The organism is Lentzea sp. JNUCC 0626 (assembly GCF_043632865.1).
Lineage (GTDB): Bacteria > Actinomycetota > Actinomycetes > Mycobacteriales > Pseudonocardiaceae > Lentzea.
This window is the reverse complement of record NZ_CP171635.1, coordinates 5,548,644-5,571,590: the sequence shown is the minus strand read 5'-3', so window position 1 is coordinate 5,571,590 and position 22,947 is coordinate 5,548,644. Positions and strand designations below refer to the sequence as shown.

Genomic DNA, 22,947 nt, shown 5'->3' with positions numbered 1-22,947 from the left:
GTCCCGAGGTTTGGGCTACTTGGCGGTGAAGCCGGCCTCCTCGAGCGCGGGCATGAGCTGCGCGCGGAGGTTGCGCTGGACCGCCCACTGCCGGCCGGGGCGCGTCTTCACGGTCACGCGCAGGGTGATGCCCTCGGGCGTGAACTTCTCGACGCCGAGCACCTCGGGCTTGGCCGTGATGTCCGCCTTCAGCGGGTCCTTGTCGGCCACCTCGCGCACCGTGCGGTCGAGCACCTGGGTGGCTTCGGCGAGGTTCGCGCCGTAGCTCAGCGGCAGGTCGACGACGGCGACCGCGAAGCCCTGCGACGAGTTGCCGACGCGCAGGATCTCGCCGTTGCGGACGTACCAGACCGTGCCGCCGGTGTCGCGGATCGTGGTGGTGCGCAGCGCGACCGCCTCGACCGTGCCGGTCGCCGGGCCGAGGTCCACCACGTCACCCACGCCGTACTGGTCCTCCAGCAGCATGAACATGCCGGCGAGGAAGTCCTTCACGAGGTTCTGGGCGCCGAAACCGATCGCGACACCCAGGATGCCCGCGGAGGTGAGCACCGGCGTGATGTCGAGCTTCACCACGATCAGGATCTCGAGGAACGCGATCCCGAAGATCATGATCGTGACGATCGACTTGAGCACCGAGCCGATCGTGCGGGCGCGCTGCTCGCGGCGCTCGGAGATGAGGTTCCCGAGCGCCTGCGGAGCGCGTTCCCGCAACGGCTTGAGCAGGCCCGGCTTCTTGCCTTCCTTGCCGGGCGTCGTGATCCGGTCGATGACCTTGCGCAGCATGGCCCGCAGGATGAAGGCGGCGATCAGGATCACGACGATCTTGATGCTGCCCGCGATGATGTCGGGTCCGTACTTCTCGAAGAACCCGACCGCCTGCGCGGTCTTGTCCGAGATGTCATCCACGGGACTGGTCACGTGGTCGTGCCCTCCTACAACTCCATGCCGGTGGCATTCGCGAGAAACGTCAGCTGGTCCACGGCGAGAGACACCGTCCGGCTGACCGACCTGCCCGCGTGACCGACTTCGGTCTCGCGGCGGATCAGCACCGGGTGCTTGGTCGGATCACTTGACGAAGCGTGCTGCAGAGCTGCGCACATCTTCCTGGCGTGGTTGGGGTCCACACGAGAATCCGACTCGAACACCGTGAACAAGACCGAAGGATACTCAACGTCCGTTACCACTTGGTGATATGGCGAGTAGGAGAGCAGCCAGCCCAGTTCCTCGGAAACGCTTGCGCTGCCGTACTCGTCGGCCCACAGCCGTCCGAGCAGGAACTTCTCGTAGCGCACCATGTCGAGCAGTGGCGCTGAGCACACCACGGCGGCGTAGAGCTCCGGCCGTTGCGTCAGGGCGGCGCCCACGAGCAGGCCTCCGTTGGAGCCTCCCATGATCGCCAGCTGCTGCGGCGTGGTCCAGCCGTCGCGGATCAGGCGTTCGGCGGCGGCGTGGAAGTCGTCGAACACGTTCTGCTTGTTGGCGCGCATGCCGGCGAGGTGCCACTCCTCGCCCTCCTCGTCGCCGCCGCGCAACGACACGTGCACCCACACGCCGCCGGACTCGACCCACGCGAGCGTCGTCGCGCTGTAGCCGGGACCGCGGCCGATCGCGAAGCCGCCGTAGCCGGTGACCAGCGCGGGACGGGGCAGGTCGGGCTTCTGCTCGCCGCTCACGACGAACATCCGGACCGTAGTGCCGTCCTTGGACGTGAACGCGATCTGCTGCGTCGTCACGGTCGGCAGCTCGACCCGGCCGGGCGCGGCCTCGTGCAGCACGGTCTCGCCGGTGGTCTTGGAGAACCGGAAGATCGACTGCGGCGTGACGAAGTCGGTGAACCCGAACCACAGCACGTCCTGGTCGTGTTCCGTGCGGGAGTCCACGACGGACATGCCGTGCAGCGAACCGGGGCCGGGCAACGGGATCTCCCGCTGGTGCGCGCCAGTCGCCGCGTCGTGCAGGTGCAGTTCGGACACCGCGTGCCGGGTGCGCAGGACGACCAGGTCGCCGTCGAACCAGCGCACGCCGTCCAGCACCGAGTCGGGCTCCTCGGCGATGAGCTCCGTCCACTCGGTGGGGTGCTCGGGATCGGCGACGCAGAGACGCTGCCGAGGCGCGCCGTGGTTGGTGTGCAGGTAGAGCCTGCCGTCGCGGGCGACCGACGCCGAGCACTGCACGCCGTCCTCGGTCAGCACGATCGGCTTGAGTGCGCTGTCGCCGTGCAGGTCCGCGATCCACACGGAGTCGTGCTTCAACGTGCTCGGTGCGCCACTCACGACCAGCCAGCGGCCGTCCTGCGAGACGGTGAGCGAGTAGTAGAAGGTGTGCGCCTGGTCGTCGCCGTGGACGTTGAGGTCCGTCTCCGGGTCCGTGCCCACGCGGTGACGCCACACGCGGCGGTGGAACAGCTTCTCGTCCTCGGGCAGCAACGCCGGGTCGAGCTGGCGGACGTAGAAGAACTCCTCGCCGCCGGGCAGCCAGCCGATGGAGGAGTAGCGGCACCGGTCGATCGGGCCCTCGATGTGCTCGCCGGTCTCGACGTCGATGACGTGCAGCAACGAGTGCTCGTCGCCGCCGACGGAGACCTGGTACGCCAGGCGCGTGCCCTCCAGGCTGGGGGACCAGCTGTCGAGCGTGGTCCGGCCGGACGGGTCGAGCGCGCTGACGTCGAACAGCACGCGTTCGGTGCCGTCGGCCTCGCGCACCATCACGACGGGGTGGTCCTGCTCGGGGCCGCGGCGGGTGAAGAACGCCCTGCCCGCGCGGGAGGCCGGAGTGGACACCGACCCGGTGCGCATCAGCTCCTTGAGGCGCGCGCCCAGGCGTTCGCGGCCGGGCATCGCGTCCAGCCAGGACCGGGTGAGCACGTCCTGCGCCTGCGACCACTCCGCGGTGCGGGGGTCCTGCGTGTCTTCGAGCCACCGGTAGGGATCGGCGACGGTGCGCCCGTGGATCTGCTCGGCGATGTTTAGCCGCTCGGCGATCGGGTAGGTGATCGTCGCAGGCAGTGGTGTGGAAGGAGCCTCTGTCACCTTGTCAAGAGTAGCGGGCTCTTGAAAACCATCTCCGATAGGGAGTTGGTTCACCCCAGGTTTGATCACACATCCGTGACGCGTCACTTATCACACGTGATTTTTTCCTGGTAAGTGTGGTCTCCTATGGCTGAACCGGTGGAGGTGGTCGCGTGCCAGACCGACAACCGACCCCTATCGGCGGCTCGCTACCAGGCGAGACGGCGCCGACGGTCCTCCCATGCCGAAATCAGCCCGAGCTGCGGGCCGTGCCGGATGGGGATCGAGACGGGGGAGGTTCCGGTCCTACGCCGGCGGTCTACCCCTGGGGTAGACGCAAGGTCCTGCTGCTGAACGCCACGTTCGAGCCGCTCACGGCGTTGTCACTGCGCCGCGCGGTCGTGCTGGTGGTCTGCGGGAAAGCCGAAGTCGTGCACGGAGACGCCTCCGGGCTGGTGCTGCACTCGTCGAAGTCCGAGGTGCTCGTGCCGTCCGTGATCCGGCTGAGCTCCTACGTGCGCGTGCCTTATCGCGGCCGCGTGCCGATGACCCGTGCCGGGCTCATGCACCGCGACCGTTATCGCTGCGCCTACTGCGGCGGGCGGGCCGAGACGATCGACCACGTCGTGCCGCGCTCGCGTGGCGGACCTCACACTTGGACCAACTGCGTCGCCTGCTGCGCGAAGTGCAACCACCGCAAGGCGGACAAGCTCCTGTCCGAACTGGGCTGGCGGCTGCGCGTCGTTCCGGCGGCGCCGCGGGGCCCGCACTGGCGGTTGCTCGCCGGCGTGGCCGAGGCTGATCCGCAGTGGTTGCCGTACCTGGGTGAACCGGCGGCCTGATCGGCCGCTCTTCGGCGGGACAGGTCAGGCCGCGAGGGAGAAGTCGTCGCGGCGTGCCGTGATGCGCACGCTGTCGTCGTGCGCCGTGATGCGCACGGAGTCGTCGTGGGCCGTGATGCGCACGGAGTCGTCGTGGGCCGTGATGCGCACGGAGTCGTCGTGGGCCGTGATGCGCACGGAGTCCTGTTGCGCCGTGATGCGCACGCTGTCGTCGTGGGCCGTGATCCGGACGGAGTCGTCGTGCGCCGTGATGCGCACCGAGTCGTCGTGCGCGGTGATCCGGACGCTGTCGTCCATGGTGATCCGCACGGAGTCCTCACGCGCGGTGATCCTCACCGAGTCCTGCTGAGCGGTGATCCGGACGGAGTCGTCGAGGGCCGTGATCCGGACGCTGTCGTCCATCGTGATCCTGACCGAATCGCTCGCCGTGATGCGCACCGAGTCTGCCATCGTGATGCGGACGGAGTCGCTCGCCGTGATGCGCACCGAATCGGACATGGTGATCCGAACGGAGTCGTCCATCGTGATCCGGACGGAGTCACTAGCGGTGATACGCACTGAATCGTCCTTGTAGCTCGGAAGAGTGAAGGTCACGGCCTGGGGGCGGGTCATCGTGAACATTTTGTGTCCTCCAGCTCGTCAGTGGCGGGTGCGCAAGACCCGTATAGGTGAAAAGCTAAGAGGTGGGTGATCCGGGAACAAGACCCCAAACCGGCACCCGTTCGCCTCCGACCGGGTGAGGCCTGACCGGGTGTAACCGCTGCGCCGCACGAGAGGGCTCATTGGCCTTACTGGCCGGTATGGACACGCTCTGTAGCGTTCCTTCTGATGGAACGTGACGTGCGTCATACGGCAAAAGGCGTGCATGGACGGGGTTTCCGAGCGCTCACCGCGGCCTGGGCGGTCTCGCTCGTGGGCGACGGCGTGCGCATCGTCGCGCTGCCGTTGTACACCGCCGCGACGACCCGCAGCCCGCTCGCGGTCTCCGCGGTGGCCGTGGCGCTCGCGTTGCCGTGGTTGCTCGTCGCGCTGCCCGCCGGCGCGCTCGTGGATCGCTGGAGACCCAGAACCGTGGTCGTCGTGGCCCACTGGCTGCGCGCCGGGGTGACCGGACTGCTCGCTCTGGCCGTCCACACCGGACACGCCACGGTCGTCGTCTTGTGCGCCACGGCTTTCGTGTTGACCTCCGCCGAGACGTTCGCGGACTCGGCCTCGCAGGTGCTCCTGGTCGAGCTCGCGGGGGAGGGCGACCTGGAGGCGGCCAACAGCCGGTTCGTCACGGTCGAGACCGTTGGTATGGACCTCGCGGGCCCACTCGCCGCCGCTGGGCTCTTCTGGTGGGCACCGGCGGCCTGCTTCGCGCTCGACGCGCTCTCGTTCGTCGCCGCGGCGATCTTCGTGTCCCGCGTGCCGGACGTCGCCCCGGAGCGCTCCGGTGGTGATCTTCGAGGTCAGCTCGTGCAGGGCACCAGATTCCTGGTCCAGACCTCTGGCCTGCGGTCACTGGTAGTTGCCGTTGCAATCACAGCTGTCTGCGCGGCCGCGATCAACGCCATGCTGGCGCTCTACTCCATCCAGGTACTCGGCCTCGCCGAACCGGTGGTTCCGTTCCTGGTCGTGTGCATGGCGGCAGGTGCTCTGCTAGGTGCCAGGCTGTCCCCGCGACTCGCCCGGCGGTGGGGTTCCGGCAGGGTCATGGTCGGCTTCCTGCTGTTGCTCGGCGGCGCGTTCGCGTTGTTCGGGGCCACGCCCTGGCTGACGGTGGCCGTGCTCGCGTGCGTGTTGTTCGGCGTGGCGTCCGCAGGGTGGAACGTGCTGTCCGCGACCCGTCGCCAACGCCTGACGCCCGGCCCGATGATGGGCCGCGTGACCAGCGCGTACCGGGTGCTGGCCTGGGGCCTCTCGCCGATCGGCGCGGGCCTCGCCGGACCGCTCGCGCAGGCCACCTCGCTCGGCACCGTCTACCTCGTCGCGGGCTCGATCGTGGGATTCACCGCGATCTTGCTGGCCCGGCCGCTCACGCGCGGCTGAGTTCGGCTACCGTACCCGCCGTGACCATCGTGGAGACCGTTCTCGTCTTCGCGCTGATCCCGCTGGCGATCTACGGCGTGATCACGCTGCTGACGGTGAGGCCAAAGGCCACCCGGATTCCCCGGTACCGGCCCGGCCAGGAGTGGGGCTACGCCCCGGTGTGGTGGAGCGCGAACCCGGCCGGGTTGAGCGCGGACCACCACAGTGCTGCCGAGTCCGGTACCTCGGACTCGACCGCCAAGGGAGGCGCACGTGGCAACTGGTAAGGCGATCGAGGCAGTCGACCCGGCTTCGCTGCCGCTCGGCGCCGTCGTGACGAACAGCGGCCGGGTGTCCGCGGCGAAGATGTACGAGCCGCACGCCCCGGAGCTGCCCTTCACGCCGTCCCAGCTCGCGCAGCTGGACGAGGCGCTGACGCTGTCCAGCCGTTCCACGGGCCTCGACTTCAGCGTGTACCTGGGCGAGCTGGGCGCGAACGCCCACGAGCGCGCGCAGGAGCTGCACGGCTCCACCGAGCGTCCCTCGCACCACGTGCTCCTGGCCGTGTCGCCGGGCGAGCGCGTCGTGGAGATCGTGACGGGCGAGGAGTCCCACCGCAGGCTCGCCGACCGCGGCGCCAAGCTCGCGGTGATGAGCATGGTGGCGTCCTTCAAGGAGGGCGACCTCGCGGGCGGCCTCGTGTCGGGCCTGCGCATGCTGACCGACCAGGCGGGCGCCGCGCCCCGTTCCTGATCCACGCTCTTTCCGAACGCCCCCGGTGTGTTGCCGGGGGCGTTTTCCGCGTTCTGGGGGTTCCGCGATGCTCTGGTACGAGTACGACGCGTCAGAGGCCAAGGCCGCGTACGCGATGGTGCGCGAGATGTTCCCCGAGCCCCGCCTCGACGGGTTCGACGTCATCGGGGGCGATTGGCTGGGCCGTCAGTTCGGCCAACCCTGGGTGTTCGATCCCGCCGAGGCCGACTTCTACGAGATGGACTACGAGACCGTCGACGAGGCCGTGGCCGAAGACCCCAACTGGTTCCTGAGGACCGACCTGTACGCGTTGTGGCGGCAACGGAATCCCGAACCTGTCCCGGCCGGGCACTGCGTCGGCTACCGCAAGCCGCTCTTCGTCGGCGGCGAGGACGACGTGCGGAACCTGGAGGTCGTCGACCTGCGGACGTACTGGTCGAGGACCGCCCGGATCTGGCACGACCTCAACCGTTGACCTGGTTCTGCGCCACCACGAGGTCGGAGATCTTCTCCCAGCCGAGGCTGCGGTAGAGGTGCACGCCCGTGGTCGACGAGAACAGCAACCCGGTCGTCGCCCCGTCCCGCACCGCCTCCCGCACCAGCGCGCCCATCACGACGCTGCCGAGCCCGCGCCGCCGATGGTCCTCGGCGGTCTCGATCCGGTGCGCCACAGCGTCTTCCCCGACGACGGCCATCAGCCCGCTCGCCGCCACCTCGCCGTCCGCGAGCACCTGGACCCTGATCACCGGGTCCCGGCTCACCTCCACCGCGTACCCGGACGGCGGCTGCGGCGCGGGATGATCGGCGAGGTTCCGGCGCATGAACGTCTCGTCCGGCCGCGCCACGGTCAGCCCGGCGGCCTCGATCTCCGCGACCACCTTCTCCGGCGCGTGCGTGGGCACGCTCAGCCAGCTCGGTTCCTCCGCCGCGACCACGATCGCGGCCAGATCGCCGACTGTCGCGTCGTCGGTGGCGATCCACTCGAACATCCGGTGCGACCGGTTCACGTGGACGACCAGGTAGCCGTCGCGCCAGGACGACGTGAGGCCGTCCGCCGCGATCCAGCCGCGATGCCACCGCTCCACCAGCTCACCGATCATGCTTCCCCCTTGTCGTTCGACGCGACCACCACGTCGCAGATCGTGTCCCAGCCCAGTTTCCGGCACAGGTGCCAGCCGTCGTCGGTCGCGCACAGCAGGCCCTCCGACGCGCCCGCCTTTACCGCTTCCCTGGCCAGCGCACCCATCACGACGCTACCGAGCCCGCGCCGTCGATGGTCCGGAGCTGTCCTGACGTCGTGCGGCACGGCGTCTTCCCCGACGACGGCCATGCGTCCGCTCGCCGCCACCTCGCCGTCGCACGTCACCACGACCTCGATCACGTCCCCCGGCGTCACCCGGAGCTCGTAGCCGTCGGGGGGTTTCGGCGCCGGGTGGTCGAGGAGTCCGCGCACCATGAACGCCTCGGTCTCGCGCAGCACCAGCCCCGCCTCCTCGACGACGAGGCCGACCTCGTCGGGGGACCGCGTCGGCACGGTCAGCCAGGTCGGCACCGGGTTCAGCGCCACGTCCTCGGCGTGTTCGGCGACCATCGCGTCGCCGGTGAGGACCCGTTCCTCCTCGCGGCCGGGCAGGTCGGCCCACACGTGCCAGTTGTCGAGCAACGCGTCCGGCGGGTCGATCTCGGCGGCCCTGGCCCAGCCGGTGATCCAGCGGTCGACGAGCCCGCCGAGCTCGACCCCGCGGTCGAGCCGGTAGCTGAAGTCCGGTTCGGACGGTTCGAAGAGGACTTCGACCCCGTTGCGCAGCAGGTACTTCATCAACCCGTAGAAGTGCTCCGGCACCGACTCCAGCGCCACCCGCGGCTGGTGCCAGACCAGCGTGATGCCCGGGACGAACCACCACTCCTCGTACGCGCCGGTGATGCTGTGCACGCCACCGAGGTAGTCGCCGGGCCCGACCAGCGCCTCGCTCAACGCCAGGTGCACGCCGCACTCGTCGTTGGCGTAGGTGCCGTCGACGTCGTGCACGCCCGCCACCGGCCGGTTGCGCCGGGCCTTGGCGGCGATCTCGTTCCACCACAGCCGGCCCTCGCTCGACAGAGGCGCCCACAGGTTCCGTTGCGCCGGAACGCCTTCCATCCAGATCCGCCACGCCCCGCGCGCCGCGGGCACCGGCCGTTCCGCGATGTGCCAGGCGTCCCCGGACTGGTCGAGCACGACGTCGAAGAGCCCCTCGCCGACCGCCGACGGACTCACCGACACGACGTCCAGCGCCACCCCCGCGTGCGCCACCACCCGTCCGTCGGGGTCCAACGCGCGCAACCCGACGTACGGCCCACGCTCGCCATCGGGCCTGCCGGGCCGGATGAGCTCAGGCGTGTCGCACCCGATCAACGTCACGGGTGGCGCCACACCCCGGTGTTCGCGCGGAAGTCCTTCCACCGCAACGCAAGTGCCGATCTCCTTGGAGTGCTGGGAGAGGATGAACCGCGGCGACGGCCCGAGGTCCTCGCTGTCGAGCAGACAGGTCGCGGTGGCCGTGGCGACGAGGTCACCGTCGCCGAGGTCGGCGTGCACGACCAGGTCGGCCAGCCGCCACAGCTCGCTGTCCGGCGACCCCTGCACCTCCAGCTGCACGTCGCCGTCTAGCGTTCCGGCCGTGCAGCCGCGCAGCACGAGTCTTCCTCGCGGCGCCGGCGGTACGTCCTCGAACAACCCGTCGACGTCCACGACCCGCGCGAGGACCTCTTCGAGCACGTCCTCGTCATCCACCCACCTGCGCACGACCTCGTAGCGGATCGGCAGCGCCACCAGGACCTCCTCGGGTCTAGTCGAGCACGAGGTTCACGCTGTAGCCCAACGTCTTCACGGCCCATTCGAACTCTTCCGGCACCGCGTACCGCGCGACGTCGGCGTGGTGCCACACCACGGTGATGTCACCGGGCGGGGGACCGCAACACGGCAGGTGCAGGTGGTCCTCCACGTCGTGGCGCCACTTGCCGAAGTACGCGCCCGGCCCGAGCAACCCCTCGTTCAACGCGAGGAAGAGGCCGGGGGAGTCGGTGGCGTGCCGGCCGTCGAGGTGGAAGACCCCGCCGCCGCTCCATCCGTCCGGTCGGTCGTCGCTGCTCACCAGCAGTTCGAGCCACGCGCTGCGGGCCTGGGTGCTGAGTCCGGCCCACTGGTTCGGCTGGGTGGGCACTCCCGCCCGCCAGCGCTCCCACGCCGGCCGTCCGCCTGCTTTCGGAAACGACCGCGCGTCCAGGACGTGCGACTGGCTGAAGGTGATGTCGAGCAGCCCGTCACCCAGCGACGAGGGCTCGGCGTCGAGGATCTCCACGCCGAACGGCACGACGGCCATCTCGCGTCCGTTCACGTCCAGCGCGCGAAGTTCTTCCGAGTGCTCGTGCCAGAGGTGCGGGCGCTCGAGGACGTCCCTGACCGGCTGAGCGATCTCGCAGCCGATGAGGCGCACGGGTGGCCAGCGGTCGGGACTTCCGTCCGTGCGGGGAAAGCCGTCGATCGAGGCGCATCGCCGGTCCTGGGAGTTCCCACGCCGCAACAGGTACCGCGTCTCGCCGGACGATTTCCCTGACCCCCAGGGGAAGAAGCACGGTGACGCCGTGGCGAAGACGTCGCCGTCCGGAGTCACGGCGTGCACGGTCACGTCGCCCAGTGCCCACCACTGGTACATGCCGTCGTCGTCGGCGACCTCGAACCCGAAGACCTCGTGGAACGACTCGGCGATGTCGGGTGGACAGCCGCGGAACACGAGGAGTTCCCGCGGGGGCACCACGGTGTCGGCGAACAGGCCCTCGGCATCGACGGCCCGGACGAGCACTTCCTCGTCGTGACCGTGTACGTCGCGAAAGACTTCGTAGCGAAACGGCAGTGTCAAGAAACCTCCCAGGCCGCCCGAAGTTACGGGAAAGCCCCGCAACGCGCGAACGCATTACGGGGCTTCCACGAGCAGAACGTCAGGACCGGTCGAACTCCTGCGCGGCCAACGCGCGCACGATGCCCGCACGTCCCTCGGACACCAGCCGGCGCAGCGCCGGCGGGTGCTCGTCGGCCAGCCACGCGTCGGCTGCCTCCACAGTGGACTTCGTGATCGACCACGCCGGGAACATGCCGACGACCATCGACTGCGCGCGCTCGGAGGTGCGGCGGTCCCACACGCCCTTCACGTCGGCGAAGTAGCGGGAGACGTACGGCGCGAGCAGTTCCTTCTGGCCGGGGTGGGAGATGCCCGCGATGATCGCCTCGCTGACCGCGTTCGGCAGCTCGTCGTCGTTCACGGCGCGGTCCCACGCCTCGTCCTTGGCCGCCACCGTCGGGCGCAGCGCCCTGGTCGACTGGGCGCGGCGATGACCGGTGGAGGTCGGGTCGCGCTCCTCCTCGGCGGTGATCTCCGGCAGGTCGGCCTTGCCGTGCGCGACCAACGCCTGGAGCAGCCGCCAGCGCAGGTCCGTGTCGACCTCGAGGCCTTCGAGTCCGGCGGAGCCGTCGTACCAGCCGCGCAGGATCTCCGCCGTGGCGTCGTCGAGCACCGACGACGCCAGCGCGTTCACGAACGCCAGTTGGTGGTCCGAACCCGGCTCGGCCGCCTGCGCCAGTTCCAGGGCCTTCGCCACGAACCGGCGCCAGCCCTCCGCGCGCCACGAGTCGTCCGCGTAGGACGACAGCGAGGTCTGAGCCTGGAGCAGAAGTCGTTGCACCACACCGACCTCGGACTCCGAACCCAGCCCGCCGAGCACCAGGTTCACGAAGTCGCGGGCCTTCAGCTCGGCCTCTCGCGTCATCTCCCACGCGGCCGACCAGCACAGCGTGCGCGGCAGCGGTTCGGCGATGTCGGAGATGTGGTCGATCAACCCGGCCAGCGAGTCCGGGTCGAGGCGCATCGTGCAGTACGTGAGGTCGTCGTCGTTGACCAGCACGATCTTGCCGCGGTGCACGCCGACGAGTTCGGGCACCTCGGTGCGCTCACCCGTGACGTCCAGCTCGTGGCGGTGCGTGCGGACGAGCTTGCCGCTGCCGTCGTCGTCGTAGACGCCGATCGCGATGCGGTGGGTGCGCAGCTCACCGGCACCCGGACGGGCGCCGCCCTGCAGCACCGCGAACTCGGTGAACTTGCCGTCCGCGTCGACGGTGAACTTGGGGCGCAACAGGTTCAGGCCGGTCGTCTCCAGCCACTGCGCGCTCCACCACGACAGGTCGCGGCCGGACGCCTCCTCCAGCGCGCCGAGCAGGTCGGCGAGCGTGGCGTTGCCCCAGGCGTGCTTGGCGAAGTAGACCCGCAGGCCCGCCAGGAAGTTCTCCAACCCGACGTAGGCGACGAGCTGCTTGAGCACCGACGCGCCCTTGGCGTAGGTGATGCCGTCGAAGTTGACCTCGACCGCCTGCAGGTCCGAGATGTCCGCGGCGACCGGGTGCGTGGACGGCAGCTGGTCTTGCCGGTACGCCCACGACTTCTCGATCTTCGCGAACGTCGTCCAGGCCTGGCGGTACTCGGTGGCCTCCGCCTGCGCGAGCACGGACGCCCAGGTGGCGAACGACTCGTTCAGCCACAGGTCGTCCCACCAGCGCATGGTGACGAGGTCGCCGAACCACATGTGCGCCATCTCGTGCAGCACGGTCTCGGCGCGGCGCTCGTAGAGGTAGCGGGTGACGCGGCTGCGGAAGACGTAGTCCTCCAGGAACGTGACGCAGCCCGCGTTCTCCATCGCGCCCGCGTTGAACTCCGGCACGAAGCACTGGTCGTACTTGCCGAACGGGTACTGCACCCCGAACGCCTTGTGGAAGAACCCGAAACCTTGCTTGGTCTCGGTGAACAGCCGCTCGTGGTCCATGTGCGGGGCGAGCGAGGCACGGCAGTAGAGGCCGAGCGGGATCTTGAAGTCGCCCTCGACGAACTCGTCACGCCACTCCGCGTAGGGACCGGCGACGAGGGCCACGATGTAGGTCGACATCGGCTTGGTGGTGGCGAACGTGTGCACGTCCGCGCCGCCCTCACCGGCCTCGGTGGCGGTGATCTCGCCGTTCGAGATGACCTTCCAGTCGTGCGGTGCCGTCACCTTCATGGAGTAGACGGACTTGAGGTCGGGCTGGTCGAAGCACGCGAACATGCGCTTGGCGTCTGCGGTCTCGAACTGCGAGTACAGGTACACGCCGCCGTCGACGGGGTCGACGAACCGGTGCAGCCCCTCGCCGGTGTTCATGTACCGGCAGTCGGCCTCGATGGTGAGCTCGTTGGTCTCCGCGAGGTCCGGCAACGGGATGCCGTCCTCCTCGCGGTAGGAGGAGACGTCGAGTTCGCTTCCGTTGAGCACAGCGCGGTGCACGGTCGCCGCCACGATGTCGATCCACGAGGAAGCACCCGGAGTCCGGCTGCGGAACACCACGGTGGTGGTGGAGCGGAACGTGTCCGAACCCGGCTTTCCGCCGCCGTCGGTCAGGTCCAGCTCGATCCGGTAGGACTCCACTTCCAGCAGCTCAGCACGGTCCTGAGCCTGGTCGCGGGTGAGGTTGGGCGCGGCCACTGGTCACCTCGTCTGCCACGCGTGTGGTTACGCGCTGACGTCGTCGGGAATGGTTATGACTCCCGCATCCAATCACGGAACCGGCGTACGGGAAGAGATGACAGGGTGATCTCGTTGGGCTGATGGGGCGATAACCGTCCACAGAGACTTAAGGGGCACGCATGACCGACAAGGCGAAGGTCGACTTCTACTTCGACCCTCTCTGCCCGTTCGCCTGGATCTCCTCGCGCTGGATCCTCGAAGTGGAGAAGGTCCGCGACATCGACCTGAGCTTCCACGTGATGAGCCTCGCGGTGCTGAACGAGGGCCGTGACCTGCCCGAGCAGTACAAGGAGCTCATGACCAAGGGCTGGGGCCCGGTCCGCGTGGCGATCGCCGCGGAGCAGAAGTTCGGCAACGAGGTGCTGCCGAAGCTGTACACGGCCCTGGGCACGCGCATCCACAACGAGAAGAACCAGGACTTCACCGAGGTCATCGAACTGGCCCTCGCGGACGCCGGCCTGCCCGCCGAACTCGCCGAGGCCGCCACCTCGACCGAGTACGACGAGGAGCTCAGGGCGTCGCACCACCGCGGCATGGACCCGGTCGGCATGGACGTCGGCACGCCCACCATCCACATCGACGGCGTCGCCTTCTTCGGCCCGGTGCTCACCAAGATCCCGCGCGGCGAAGAGGCGGGCAAGATCTACGACGGCGCCCGCCTGCTGGCCGGCTACCCGTACTTCTTCGAGCTCAAGCGCACTCGGACGGGTGACCTGGACTTCAGCTGACCGCTGCTCGCCGGTTTTCTGTCAGGGGTCGCCGCTAGCGTCCCCAGACATGACCCACCACGTCGAAGTAGCAGTTCAGGGCCCCTGGTCACTGGTAACGTCCAGGTCGTTCTGGGAGGGCTTCACCCCTTCCGCACTGCCCGCGCGCGAGAAAGAGGCGCTGCGGGCGACGTTCCTGGTGGAGGGCGAGTGGCGCCGCGCCGAGGTCTCCGTGACCCAACGCGGCCCCACCGCCCTCCTGTCCGTCTCCGGCCCCGCCGACCCGGAAGCGGCGGCGGCCCAGGCATGCCGCTTCCTCTCCCTGGACGTGGACGGCAGAGCCTGGCCGGACGTGGCCGCCCGCGACCCGGTGATAGCCGCAGCCCAGTCCGCTCTGCCCGGCTTGCGCCCGTGCGGCTTCTACTCGCCGTACGAGGCAGCAGCCTGGTCGGTGCTCTCCCAACGCCTCCGAATGTCCCAAGCCAGTGCCCTGAAGACGTCGCTGCTGCGCGACGGCGTCTTCCCAGCGCCCGCAGAACTGCGTTCCCTGGACCTCGACTTACCGGGCCGCAAACCCGAATACCTGCGCGCAGTGGCCGAAGCGGCCCTGGACGGCCTGCTCGACGCCGCCACACTCCGGGCGATGAAGCCCGCCGCAGCCGTACTGGCCGTACAACAGGTGAAGGGCCTGGGCCCGTTCGCGGCAGAACTGGTGGTCCTGCGAGGCGCCAACGCCCCGGACGCCGTGCCGCACAACGAGACCCGCCTGACCGACGAGGTGGCCGAACGCTACGGCCGCCCGCTGGCCGAGGTGTCCGAGGCGTGGCGGCCCTACCGGACCTGGGCCGCAGTGCACCTGCGCGTGATGAGGGAACGCCGCCTGGCAGCGACAGCCCCATCGCAGCCGCCCCAACCCGCCCCCAGCCGTGCCCTTCCAACCCCTCCACCGTGACCACCCCACCCGAATGTGACAGGCTGACCCACAGTCAGCGAAGAGGTGTCACATCCAGCCTGGAGGCCTGCCGTGATCGAGGTCGTCAACCCCGCCACCGAGGAAGTGCTCAGCACCCTCCGCGAAGGCACCCCGGCCGACGCGGACCAAGCGGTGTCCACCGCCCGCCAAGCCTTCGACACCTGGTCCCAGACCCCGATCGAAGAACGCGCCAAAGCCATCCGCACGATCATCGACGGCCTGAAGGACCGAGCCCCGGAACTGGCCGCCACGATGACCCGCGAGATGGGCACCCCCATCACCTTCAGCCAGAAGGTCCAGGCGACGAACCCGATCGCCATCGCCGAAGGCATCGCGGAGGCCGTCGAAAACGGCTACTTCGACCCGGAGGAGATCGGCAACTCGCTGGTCTTCCGCGAACCGATCGGCGTCGTGGCCGCCATCACCCCCTGGAACTTCCCGCTCCAGCAGATGGTCGCCAAGGTCGTCCCGGCGCTGGCCGCCGGCAACACCGTCGTGCTCAAGCCCAGCGAACTCGCCCCGCACACCGCGGACCTGCTGGCCGAGATCATCACCAACGCCGTTCCACCAGGTGTCTTCCAACTGGTCCACGGCACCGGCCCGGTGGTCGGCGAGGCGCTGGCGAAGCACCCCGACGTCGACATGGTGTCGTTCACCGGCTCCACGAAGGCGGGTCGCAGGGTGTCGGCGGTCGCGGCCGAGACCGTCAAACGGGTCGCGCTCGAACTCGGCGGCAAGTCGGCGTGCATCGTGCTGGACGACGCCGACCTGAGCCGGGCCGTGAAGATCGCCGTGGCCAACTCCTTCATGAACAACGGCCAGGCGTGCAGCGCGTGGACGAGGCTCCTCGTGCCGGCGGACAAGCACGACGAGGCCCTGGAACTGGCGGCCCAAGCCGCGAAGAAGTACACGTCAGCCGACCCGGCAGACCCGTCCACCAGGATCGGCCCGGCTGTGTCGAAGGCGCAGCGCGACCGGGTCGTCGGCTACATCAACAAGGGCGTCGAGGAAGGCGCCACGCTGGCGGCGGGCGGACCGGAAGCGCCGCTGCCGCAAGGGTTCTACGTCACGCCGACGGTGTTCGGCGGGGTCACGCCGGAGATGACGATCGCGCAGGAGGAGATCTTCGGGCCGGTGCTCTCGGTCATGCCGTACACCGACGAGGACGACGCCGTCCGCATCGCCAACTCCACCGTCTACGGGCTGGCCGGCGCCGTGTTCTCCCAGGACACCGACCGGGCGATGAAGATCGCGAAGCGGCTGCGGACCGGCCAGGTCGACATCAACGGTGGTGCGTTCAACACGCGCGCGCCGTTCGGCGGGTACCGGCAGTCGGGCAACGGTCGCGAGTTCGGGCGCTTCGGGCTGGACGAGTTCTGCGAGGTCAAGTCGGTCCAGCGGTAATTGAGCTGCGACGGCGGTCACACCGGGGTATCACTGCCGGTATGACCGAGTTGAGCATCAGGACCATCACCCAGTCCGACGTCGACGACTTCCAGAAGGTCATGGCGGCGGCGTTCCTGTCCGACGCGATGGGCGAGGACAGCAAGTGGCTCAAGGTCCTGGAGCACGACCGGGCGCACGCCGTGTTCGACGGCGACGAGATGATCGGCACGGCCGGGATCCTGACCCGCGAGGTCACGGTTCCCGGCAACCGGCAGGCACCGGCCGGCGCGGTGACGGTCGTGTCGGTGAAACCCGGCCATAGGCGCCGTGGTGTGGCATCGCTGCTGATGAAGACACAGCTGCACGGCATGCACGACGGTGGTGAGCCGCTCGCGATGCTGTGGGCGTCCGAAGGCGGCATCTACCGCAGGTACGGGTACGGCGAGTACACGACGAGCCTCGCCATGCTCACGATGCCGACGCGTATGCCGTTCCACAGCGGTGTGCGCGTGAGTGACACACGGATCCGTCAGGTGTCGCGAGAAGAAGCGCTGCCCGTCATGCGCGAGATCTACGAACGGGTCCGCAAGACGCGTCCGGGCTTCCTCAGCCGGGTCGAGCACACCTGGGACGTACAACTGGCCGACCGCGAGATGGACCGCGGCGGCCTCACCTCGTACCGCTACTGCCTGCATCCTGAGGGCTACGTGGTCTTCCGGGTGAAGTACAAGGGCGACGCAGGTGGCCCGGCGAGCGAACTGCACGTACGCGAGCTGATGTGCGAGACCGACCAGGCCAACGCGGACCTCTACCGGTACCTGCTCGACATGGACCTCGCGGGCGAGATCTCCTTCTACACCGCCTGGGACGACCCGATCCTGCACATGGTCGACAACCCGCGGAAGGTGCGCCGCGAGGCCACCGACGCGCTGTGGATCAGGATCGTCGACATCGACCGCGCCCTCCCGCTGCGCCACTACTCGTCCGATGTGGACACCGTGCTGGAGGTCGAGGACACCTTCTGCCCGTGGAACTCCGGCCGCTGGCGCCTCACGATCAAGGGTGGCGAGGCCGTCGTCGCGAAGACCGACGACCCGGCGGACGTCACGCTCGACATCGCCGCGCTCGGTAGCGCGTTCCTCGGCGGTGCGCGGCTTTCCGTGCTCAGCCGTGCACACCGCGTGGTCGAGCACACGCCCGGACACGTCGACGCGTTGACGATCGCGTTCCTCGGCGCACGTGAGCCGCATTGCCCCGAGGTGTTCTGACGGAACTCACGGCCGTGCGTGCTCGTTGACGTTTCAGCTGCCGTGGGAGGTAAAGCCGTGGGCACAGTTGTGTGGATTGTCGTAGTGGTGCTGCTGATCGCAGGGGTGTTCTACCTGGTCAACCAGAGCAACGCGCGCAAGGCGCGGGAGCTCGACGACGCCAAGGCGGAGGCCCGCCGCTGGGTCGAACGACTGGGCGGGCAGGTGATGAGCCTCACCGGCAGCAACGCCGCGTCGACCCAGGCGATGGCCGACGCGTCCGAACGCTTCACCGCCGCCGGCTCGCAGATGGAGCAGGCCCGCACGATTCCGCAGGCCAAGCTGGTCACCGAGACCGCGATGGAAGGCCTGCACTACGTGCGGGCGGCGCGCGAGGCGATGGGCATGGACCCCGGCCCCGCGTTGCCCGAGAGCGCGAGCCAGAAGCAGGCGGGTGCCGTCAGCGAGGACCGTCAGGTCAGCGTCGAAGGCCACCAGTACGCCGCTTCGCCGCACTCCGGTCAGGGCACGCCCTACTACTACCCCGGCGGCATGGTCGCCGGACGTCCGGTGCCGCGTGGCTGGTACTCCGAGCCGTGGTGGAAGCCCGCGCTCGTGGCCGGTGCGTGGGGCGTGGGCACGTTCCTGCTGATGGACGCCATGTTCTCCGGCATGCACGGAGTCGGCGACTACGGCATGGGCGACGCGGGCATGGGTGACGTCGGCATGGGAGACATGGGCGACATGGGTGGCGTTTCCGACGTCGCCGACGTGGGTGGCGACGCCGGAGGGTTCGACTTCGGCGACATGGGTGGCTTCGACTTCTGATCAGTGGAAAGCGCTCACGAACTGAGCACTTTCCAGCCACACCCGAAAAGTCACCACCACCCCTTTTCTGAAGTTGATCTTCAGGGCTGGCAGGCGGGGCACCAGAAGAGGTTGCGGGCAGCCAGTTCCGCGCTCATGACCTCGGTGCCGCAGACCAGGCACGGCTCCCCGGCACGGCGGTAGACGTACACCTCACCGCCGTGCCGATCCACACGCGGAGCACGTCCCATGGCGCGCGGCATGTGCTCGGGCCGGACGGTGTTGATCTGGCCGACCTTCACGCCGTCCTTCATCAGCACGACCAGGTCGTCCCAGAGCACGTCCCACAGCTCGCGGCTGACCTTGTTGCCGACCAGCAACGGGTTCACGTTGTGTCGGAACAGCACCTCGGCGCGGTAGACGTTGCCGACGCCCGCGAGCACCTTCTGGTCCATCAGCAGCACGGCGAGCGGCTGCTTCGACCGGATGATCTTCTCGTAGGCGCGGTCGGAGTCGGCGTCGCGGCGCAACGGGTCGGGCCCGAGACGTTCGCGGATCGCCTTGACCTCGTCCTTGTTGAGCACCTCGCACGCCGTCGGACCGCGCAGGTCGGTCCAGTGCGTCTCGCCGGCCATCCGCATGCGGACCTGGCCGACGGGCAGCAGGACCGGCAGCGGCGACTCGGTGAACGTCCCGTACAGGCCGAGGTGGACGTGCACGATCGCGTCCGGGCCGTAGACGTGGAAGAGGTGCTTGCCGTGCGCCTCGGCGCGGACCAGCGTGCGACCGTCCACAAGGGACGCCGAGAAGCGTCCCTGCGGACTGGTCACGGTCACGGGCCTGCCCGCGTACCGGCGCTGGTGCAGCCGCGCGAGGCGGTGCAGCGTGTGGCCTTCAGGCACGGTTCTCAGTCACGGGTCTCAGGCACGCTTGTCTTCGTAGGCGGAGACCTGGTCGATGCGGCGCTGGTGCCGCGGCTCGCCCGAGAACGGGGTCCGCAGGAACGCCGACACGATCTCGGTCGCCTCCTCGGTCGTGTGCTGGCGGGCACCGATGCCGACGAGCAGCGCGTCGTTGTGCTGACGGGCGAGCTGTGCGGTGTCGGTGTTCCACGCCAGTGCGGCGCGGGCGCCCTTCACCTTGTTCGCGGCGATCTGCTCGCCGTTGCCCGAACCGCCGATGACGACGCCGAGGCTGTCGCCGCCGTTGGCGCGGTCCGCGACGACCTTCTCGGCCGCGTCGACGCAGAACGACACGTAGTCGTCCTGGGCGTCGTACTCGTGGGCGCCGACGTCGACGACCTCGTAGCCCTGCTCGGTGAGAGCCGTGGACAGGTGGGACTTCAGTTCGAAGCCAGCGTGGTCTGCTGCCAGATAAACGCGCACGTCACGGAGTCTGACACGCTGGGGGATGTGTTCAGCCAAGAGGGGTACCAGCTGAAGCTGGAATGGGGGCCTGGAGGCGTCGACGCGCTGCGGGGCTGTGACGTGCTGATCGTGGTGGACGTGCTGGCGTTCACCACGTCCGTCGACATCGTGGTCGGGGGCGGTGGCCGGCTGCGGCCGTTCCGGTTCACACCGGAGTCGCGGGCGTCGTTGCGACCAGCATCACTCGTCGGGGCGACAGGGCTGGTCGACCTGCACTCGCCGAACGGCTCGCACCTGTGCGCGCTGGCGGCCGAGACGGGGGCGCACGTGCTGGCGGCCTGCCTGCGCAACGCCGCCGCCGTGGCGAAGCGGGCGCAGGAGCTGGGGGAGACGATCGGCCTGATCCCCGGCGGTGAGCAGTGGGGCTTCAACATGGCCCGCACGGGTGGCGGGGTGGCCAGCGGGCTGCGGCCGTGCGTCGAGGACTACCTGGGTGCGGGTGCCGTGCTCGCCTCGCTCGACGGCGAGGCGTCGCCCGAGGCGGAACTGGCGATCGCCGCGTTCCGGGGTGTCGACGTCGCGGAGGCCGTGCGCAACTGCGGATCGGGGCGGGAACTGATCGAGCACGGGCACGCCGCCGACGTGGAACTCGCCGTGCAACTCGAGGTGAGTGCCGCCGCGCCGATGCTGGTCGACGGTCTGTTCGTCGACGGCGTGTCCGTCGACGGAGTGGCGCGGTGATCGAGATCGCGGACGGCGTGTTCGTCCGGCGGCACGCCGAACTGGACCTGACGCTCGGTCTCGTCGTCGGCTCGGGCGACTCGCTGCTCGTCGACTCCGGCATGGACCCGGGACTAGCCGCCGAGGTCCGGCCGTCGCGGATCGTGTTGACGCACAACCACTTCGACCACGTGCTGGCGACCGCGGCGTTCCTGCCGTGCGAGGTGTGGGCGCACGAGGAGTGCGTGGTGGACGAACGCGTCCTGGTCGAGCGCGCGAAGTACCACGACGAGCCGTTCACGGGGACGCTCGTCGCGCCGACGCACACGTTCCGGGAGTCGGTGACGCTCGACGTCGGTGGCCGCCGGGTCGACCTGCACCACTTCGGTCCCGCGCACACCTCGCACGACGTGGTCGTGCACGTGCCGGACGCCGGCGTCGTGTTCGCGGGCGACCTGGTGGAGCAGGGCGCGCCCGCACAGGCAGGACCGGACGCGACGCCGTCGAACTGGCGCCACGTCCTGGACCTGCTGCTGGAACTCGACCCGCGCGTCGTGGTGCCGGGCCACGGTGACCCGGTCGACGCGCGGTTCGTCCAGGAGATGGCTATCCCGGAGGCCAGCTGAGGCCGCGGCCTCCGAGGACGTGGCAGTGCACGTGGAAGACGGTCTGGCCGCCGTCCTTGCCGGTGTTGAAGACGAGCCGGTAGCCGGACTCGTCGACGCCCTCGGACTTCGCGACCTGGTGCGCGGTGGCGAGGATCTGCCCCGCGAGCGCCGGGTCGACGTCCCCGATCGCCGTGTGGTGCTCCTTGGGGATCACCAGCACGTGCGTGGGCGCCTTGGGGTCGATGTCGCGGAACGCGAGCGTCGTGTCGGTCTCCGTCACCACGGTCGCCGGGATTTCGCCCGCGACGATGCGGCAGAACAGGCAGTCGGTCACAACGGCATCGTATTGGTCCCGTTGGGCTCTGTTGTTCTTGCCCGGCAGCGATAAATCATGGCGGCATGAAGGGCACCAAACTGCTGGTCATCGTCCGGTGCCTCATCAGCTTCGCGATCGGCGTGCTGCTCGTGGTCCTCGCGATCCGCTTCGGTGAGGCGCTCTGGCGCGCCTTCCACTAGCCCCGCCGCTCACCGCACGACGCGATCTCACCGCACGACGCGGTCTCACCGCATGACGCTGTCTCAGCGCACGAAGCAGAACTCGTTGCCCTCGGGGTCGCGCATGACCTGGAAGCTGCCCTTCTCGTCGGTGTGCACGACACCGTCGCGAGTGGCCCCAAGACTCACCGCCTTCACCACGGCGGCCTCGATGTCGTCGACCTCGAAGTCGAGGTGGAAGCGGTTCTTCACGTCCTTGCGCTCCGGCACCGGCTGGAACGACATCCGCACCCCGCCGGGCGGCTCGACGTGCGCCCACCCGTGCTCGCGCTCGACCGGCTCACCCCCGAGCAACTCGGCCCAGAACCGCACCAGCCGCGCCGGGTCGTTGCTGTCGAGCACGATCTGTTCGAGCCTCACGTCACCACCACGTTCTCTCGCGCCCACTCACAACACAGGTCGAGCAGCCCGAGCACCTTGCGCCCCTGCGCCGTCAACTCGTACTCGACCCGAGGCGGGTTTTCCGCGAACACCTCACGCGAAACCGTCCCGTCCCGCTCCATCGCCCGCAAAGTCTCGGTCAGCACCTTGGCCGTCACCCCGGGCATCAGGCCCCGAAGCTCCCCGAACCGCAGCCGCCCGCCTTCCAGCCCCCGCAGCACGTGCGCGGTCCACCGACCACCGATCTGGTACGGCAGCTCATGCGTGCATCGCACCAGCTCACCCCCGATATCGTTGCGGAAACCGGCACCCCGAACCCTACCTTCGCGCCCATGACGAAGATCGTTGTTTTCGGAGCGTCCGGCAAAGCGGGCCACCAGATCGCCACCCTCGCCGAAACCCGAGGCCACTCGGTAACCCGCGTAGGCCGCACCCCAGGCTTGACCGCAGAGTCCGCCGCGGGCCACGACGTGGCCGTGAGCTCAGTGGTCGACCTGACCCAGGACCCGGCCGACTTCTACACCGCCGCCGCGAACGCCCTGGTGACGTCCGGCGTGAACCGAATCATCGTGGTCGGCATCTACACCCTGCTGGAAACCGCACCGGGAGTCCGCGTGATCGACAGCCCGGACTTCCCCGCCGAACACCGCCCGTTCTGCCTGGGCCACGCCGCGGGCATCGATGTCCTCGCCGCCTCCACCACCGACTGGCTGGTGATGAGCCCGGCGGGCAACTTCGGCGGCACCCCCACCGGCCGCTACCGCCGCAGTGCCGCCAACCCGTCCGACGCACTGACCTACGAGGACTTCGCACTGGCCGTAGTAGACGAAATCGAGTCACCGTCGCACCGCCACACCCAGATCGGCATAGCCTCCGCGTGACCCGGCTCACGAGGTCTCTGGCCACATCAACGCGGCTGAATCCTCAGCCGGGTCCGCAGCCCACCTGGCTGCCCCTGATGGGGGTCCGGGGGCGTGCCCCCGGCGTGGGGGTCTGGGGGC

The 22,947-nt window shown here is 69.2% G+C and carries 25 protein-coding genes; 13 read left to right on the top strand and 12 right to left on the bottom strand.

Going from position 1 to position 22,947, the window contains the following annotated elements:
• Window positions 1–15 precede the first annotated feature (15 nt).
• The gene (locus tag JNUCC0626_RS25010; RefSeq protein ID WP_394622091.1) at window positions 16–897 is read right to left on the bottom strand and encodes a mechanosensitive ion channel family protein; all 882 of its coding nucleotides are present in this window, start codon (window positions 895–897) and stop codon (window positions 16–18) included.
• 35 nt (window positions 898–932) lie between these two features.
• Window positions 933–3,029: a prolyl oligopeptidase family serine peptidase gene (locus tag JNUCC0626_RS25005; protein ID WP_394613198.1), complete on the bottom strand. Its 2,097-nt coding sequence runs from the start codon at window positions 3,027–3,029 to the stop codon at window positions 933–935.
• A gap of 248 nt (window positions 3,030–3,277) precedes the next feature.
• On the opposite strand from JNUCC0626_RS25005, the gene JNUCC0626_RS25000 reads away from it, so the two are divergent.
• On the top strand, window positions 3,278–3,850 hold the full coding sequence (locus JNUCC0626_RS25000) for an HNH endonuclease (RefSeq protein WP_382445422.1): 573 nt from the start codon (window positions 3,278–3,280) through the stop codon (window positions 3,848–3,850).
• 24 nt (window positions 3,851–3,874) lie between these two features.
• Here the strand turns inward: JNUCC0626_RS25000 and JNUCC0626_RS24995 are convergent, their stop codons facing one another.
• Window positions 3,875–4,408 (bottom strand): DUF2345 domain-containing protein, encoded by a 534-nt coding sequence (locus tag JNUCC0626_RS24995; protein ID WP_394613197.1) that lies wholly within the window; start codon window positions 4,406–4,408, stop codon window positions 3,875–3,877.
• A gap of 270 nt (window positions 4,409–4,678) precedes the next feature.
• Here JNUCC0626_RS24995 and JNUCC0626_RS24990 point away from each other — a divergent pair, with 270 nt between their 5' ends.
• The 4 genes from JNUCC0626_RS24990 (at window position 4,679) to JNUCC0626_RS24975 (ending at window position 7,088) form a co-directional block, all read left to right on the top strand.
• Window positions 4,679–5,881 (top strand): MFS transporter, encoded by a 1,203-nt coding sequence (locus JNUCC0626_RS24990; RefSeq protein WP_394613196.1) that lies wholly within the window; start codon window positions 4,679–4,681, stop codon window positions 5,879–5,881.
• Between the two features lie 20 nt (window positions 5,882–5,901).
• On the top strand, window positions 5,902–6,147 hold the full coding sequence (gene ctaJ, locus JNUCC0626_RS24985) for an aa3-type cytochrome oxidase subunit CtaJ (protein ID WP_285638576.1): 246 nt from the start codon (window positions 5,902–5,904) through the stop codon (window positions 6,145–6,147).
• The gene (locus JNUCC0626_RS24980) at window positions 6,134–6,613 is read left to right on the top strand and encodes a DUF5130 family protein (protein ID WP_394613195.1); all 480 of its coding nucleotides are present in this window, start codon (window positions 6,134–6,136) and stop codon (window positions 6,611–6,613) included. The genes ctaJ and JNUCC0626_RS24980 overlap by 14 nt, the downstream gene beginning before the upstream one ends.
• A 67-nt stretch (window positions 6,614–6,680) precedes the next feature.
• On the top strand, window positions 6,681–7,088 hold the full coding sequence (locus JNUCC0626_RS24975) for a hypothetical protein (RefSeq protein ID WP_394613194.1): 408 nt from the start codon (window positions 6,681–6,683) through the stop codon (window positions 7,086–7,088).
• On the opposite strand, the gene JNUCC0626_RS24970 is transcribed toward JNUCC0626_RS24975, so the two are convergent.
• The 4 genes from JNUCC0626_RS24970 to pepN all read right to left on the bottom strand — a co-directional run bounded on the left by JNUCC0626_RS24970 (window position 7,078) and on the right by pepN (window position 13,153).
• Window positions 7,078–7,713 (bottom strand): GNAT family N-acetyltransferase, encoded by a 636-nt coding sequence (locus JNUCC0626_RS24970; protein WP_394613193.1) that lies wholly within the window; start codon window positions 7,711–7,713, stop codon window positions 7,078–7,080. The two genes, JNUCC0626_RS24975 and JNUCC0626_RS24970, sit on opposite strands and share 11 nt — an antisense overlap.
• Window positions 7,710–9,425, bottom strand: coding sequence for a GNAT family N-acetyltransferase (locus JNUCC0626_RS24965; protein WP_394613192.1), 1,716 nt, complete (start codon window positions 9,423–9,425; stop codon window positions 7,710–7,712). Before JNUCC0626_RS24965 ends, JNUCC0626_RS24970 begins: the two co-directional genes overlap by 4 nt.
• A gap of 16 nt (window positions 9,426–9,441) precedes the next feature.
• Window positions 9,442–10,512: a hypothetical protein gene (locus JNUCC0626_RS24960; RefSeq protein WP_394613191.1), complete on the bottom strand. Its 1,071-nt coding sequence runs from the start codon at window positions 10,510–10,512 to the stop codon at window positions 9,442–9,444.
• A gap of 79 nt (window positions 10,513–10,591) precedes the next feature.
• Complete coding sequence (gene pepN, locus JNUCC0626_RS24955) at window positions 10,592–13,153, bottom strand: aminopeptidase N (RefSeq protein ID WP_394613190.1); 2,562 nt, start codon at window positions 13,151–13,153, stop codon at window positions 10,592–10,594.
• 161 nt (window positions 13,154–13,314) lie between these two features.
• Here pepN and JNUCC0626_RS24950 point away from each other — a divergent pair, with 161 nt between their 5' ends.
• The 5 genes from JNUCC0626_RS24950 to JNUCC0626_RS24930 all read left to right on the top strand — a co-directional run bounded on the left by JNUCC0626_RS24950 (window position 13,315) and on the right by JNUCC0626_RS24930 (window position 18,336).
• Window positions 13,315–13,923 carry a DsbA family protein gene (locus JNUCC0626_RS24950; RefSeq protein WP_394613189.1) on the top strand — a complete coding sequence of 203 codons (609 nt, stop codon included), beginning with the start codon at window positions 13,315–13,317 and terminating at the stop codon, window positions 13,921–13,923.
• 49 nt (window positions 13,924–13,972) lie between these two features.
• Entirely contained in the window at window positions 13,973–14,854 is an 882-nt protein-coding gene (locus JNUCC0626_RS24945) for a DNA-3-methyladenine glycosylase family protein (RefSeq protein WP_394613188.1), read from the top strand.
• A 72-nt stretch (window positions 14,855–14,926) separates the two neighbouring features.
• The gene (locus tag JNUCC0626_RS24940) at window positions 14,927–16,279 is read left to right on the top strand and encodes an aldehyde dehydrogenase family protein (protein ID WP_394613187.1); all 1,353 of its coding nucleotides are present in this window, start codon (window positions 14,927–14,929) and stop codon (window positions 16,277–16,279) included.
• A gap of 41 nt (window positions 16,280–16,320) precedes the next feature.
• Window positions 16,321–17,529, top strand: coding sequence for a GNAT family N-acetyltransferase (locus tag JNUCC0626_RS24935; RefSeq protein WP_394613186.1), 1,209 nt, complete (start codon window positions 16,321–16,323; stop codon window positions 17,527–17,529).
• Window positions 17,530–17,586: 57 nt separating this feature from the next.
• On the top strand, window positions 17,587–18,336 hold the full coding sequence (locus JNUCC0626_RS24930; RefSeq protein WP_394613185.1) for a hypothetical protein: 750 nt from the start codon (window positions 17,587–17,589) through the stop codon (window positions 18,334–18,336).
• 80 nt (window positions 18,337–18,416) lie between these two features.
• Here JNUCC0626_RS24930 and JNUCC0626_RS24925 read toward each other — a convergent pair whose 3' ends face one another.
• Both JNUCC0626_RS24925 and JNUCC0626_RS24920 read right to left on the bottom strand, forming a co-directional pair.
• Window positions 18,417–19,217, bottom strand: coding sequence for an Fpg/Nei family DNA glycosylase (locus JNUCC0626_RS24925; protein ID WP_394613184.1), 801 nt, complete (start codon window positions 19,215–19,217; stop codon window positions 18,417–18,419).
• 18 nt (window positions 19,218–19,235) lie between these two features.
• Entirely contained in the window at window positions 19,236–19,700 is a 465-nt protein-coding gene (locus JNUCC0626_RS24920) for a ribose-5-phosphate isomerase (RefSeq protein ID WP_394613183.1), read from the bottom strand.
• 27 nt (window positions 19,701–19,727) lie between these two features.
• Between JNUCC0626_RS24920 and JNUCC0626_RS24915 the strand changes: the two genes are divergently transcribed.
• Together JNUCC0626_RS24915 and JNUCC0626_RS24910 are read left to right on the top strand one after the other, a co-directional pair.
• Complete coding sequence (locus JNUCC0626_RS24915; protein WP_394613182.1) at window positions 19,728–20,423, top strand: 2-phosphosulfolactate phosphatase; 696 nt, start codon at window positions 19,728–19,730, stop codon at window positions 20,421–20,423.
• Complete coding sequence (locus tag JNUCC0626_RS24910) at window positions 20,420–21,028, top strand: MBL fold metallo-hydrolase (protein WP_394613181.1); 609 nt, start codon at window positions 20,420–20,422, stop codon at window positions 21,026–21,028. Before JNUCC0626_RS24915 ends, JNUCC0626_RS24910 begins: the two co-directional genes overlap by 4 nt.
• On the opposite strand, the gene JNUCC0626_RS24905 is transcribed toward JNUCC0626_RS24910, so the two are convergent.
• The 3 genes from JNUCC0626_RS24905 to JNUCC0626_RS24895 form a co-directional block, all read right to left on the bottom strand.
• On the bottom strand, window positions 21,009–21,344 hold the full coding sequence (locus JNUCC0626_RS24905; RefSeq protein WP_394613180.1) for a histidine triad nucleotide-binding protein: 336 nt from the start codon (window positions 21,342–21,344) through the stop codon (window positions 21,009–21,011). The genes JNUCC0626_RS24910 and JNUCC0626_RS24905 overlap by 20 nt on opposite strands.
• A 245-nt stretch (window positions 21,345–21,589) precedes the next feature.
• The gene (locus JNUCC0626_RS24900) at window positions 21,590–21,925 is read right to left on the bottom strand and encodes a VOC family protein (protein WP_394613179.1); all 336 of its coding nucleotides are present in this window, start codon (window positions 21,923–21,925) and stop codon (window positions 21,590–21,592) included.
• A complete protein-coding gene (locus JNUCC0626_RS24895) occupies window positions 21,922–22,221 on the bottom strand; it encodes a winged helix-turn-helix transcriptional regulator (protein WP_394613178.1) in 300 nt (99 codons plus the stop codon). The genes JNUCC0626_RS24900 and JNUCC0626_RS24895 overlap by 4 nt, the downstream gene beginning before the upstream one ends.
• A 57-nt stretch (window positions 22,222–22,278) precedes the next feature.
• Between JNUCC0626_RS24895 and JNUCC0626_RS24890 the strand changes: the two genes are divergently transcribed.
• The gene (locus JNUCC0626_RS24890) at window positions 22,279–22,827 is read left to right on the top strand and encodes an NAD(P)-dependent oxidoreductase (protein ID WP_394613177.1); all 549 of its coding nucleotides are present in this window, start codon (window positions 22,279–22,281) and stop codon (window positions 22,825–22,827) included.
• The last annotated feature ends 120 nt before the right edge of the window (window positions 22,828–22,947 follow it).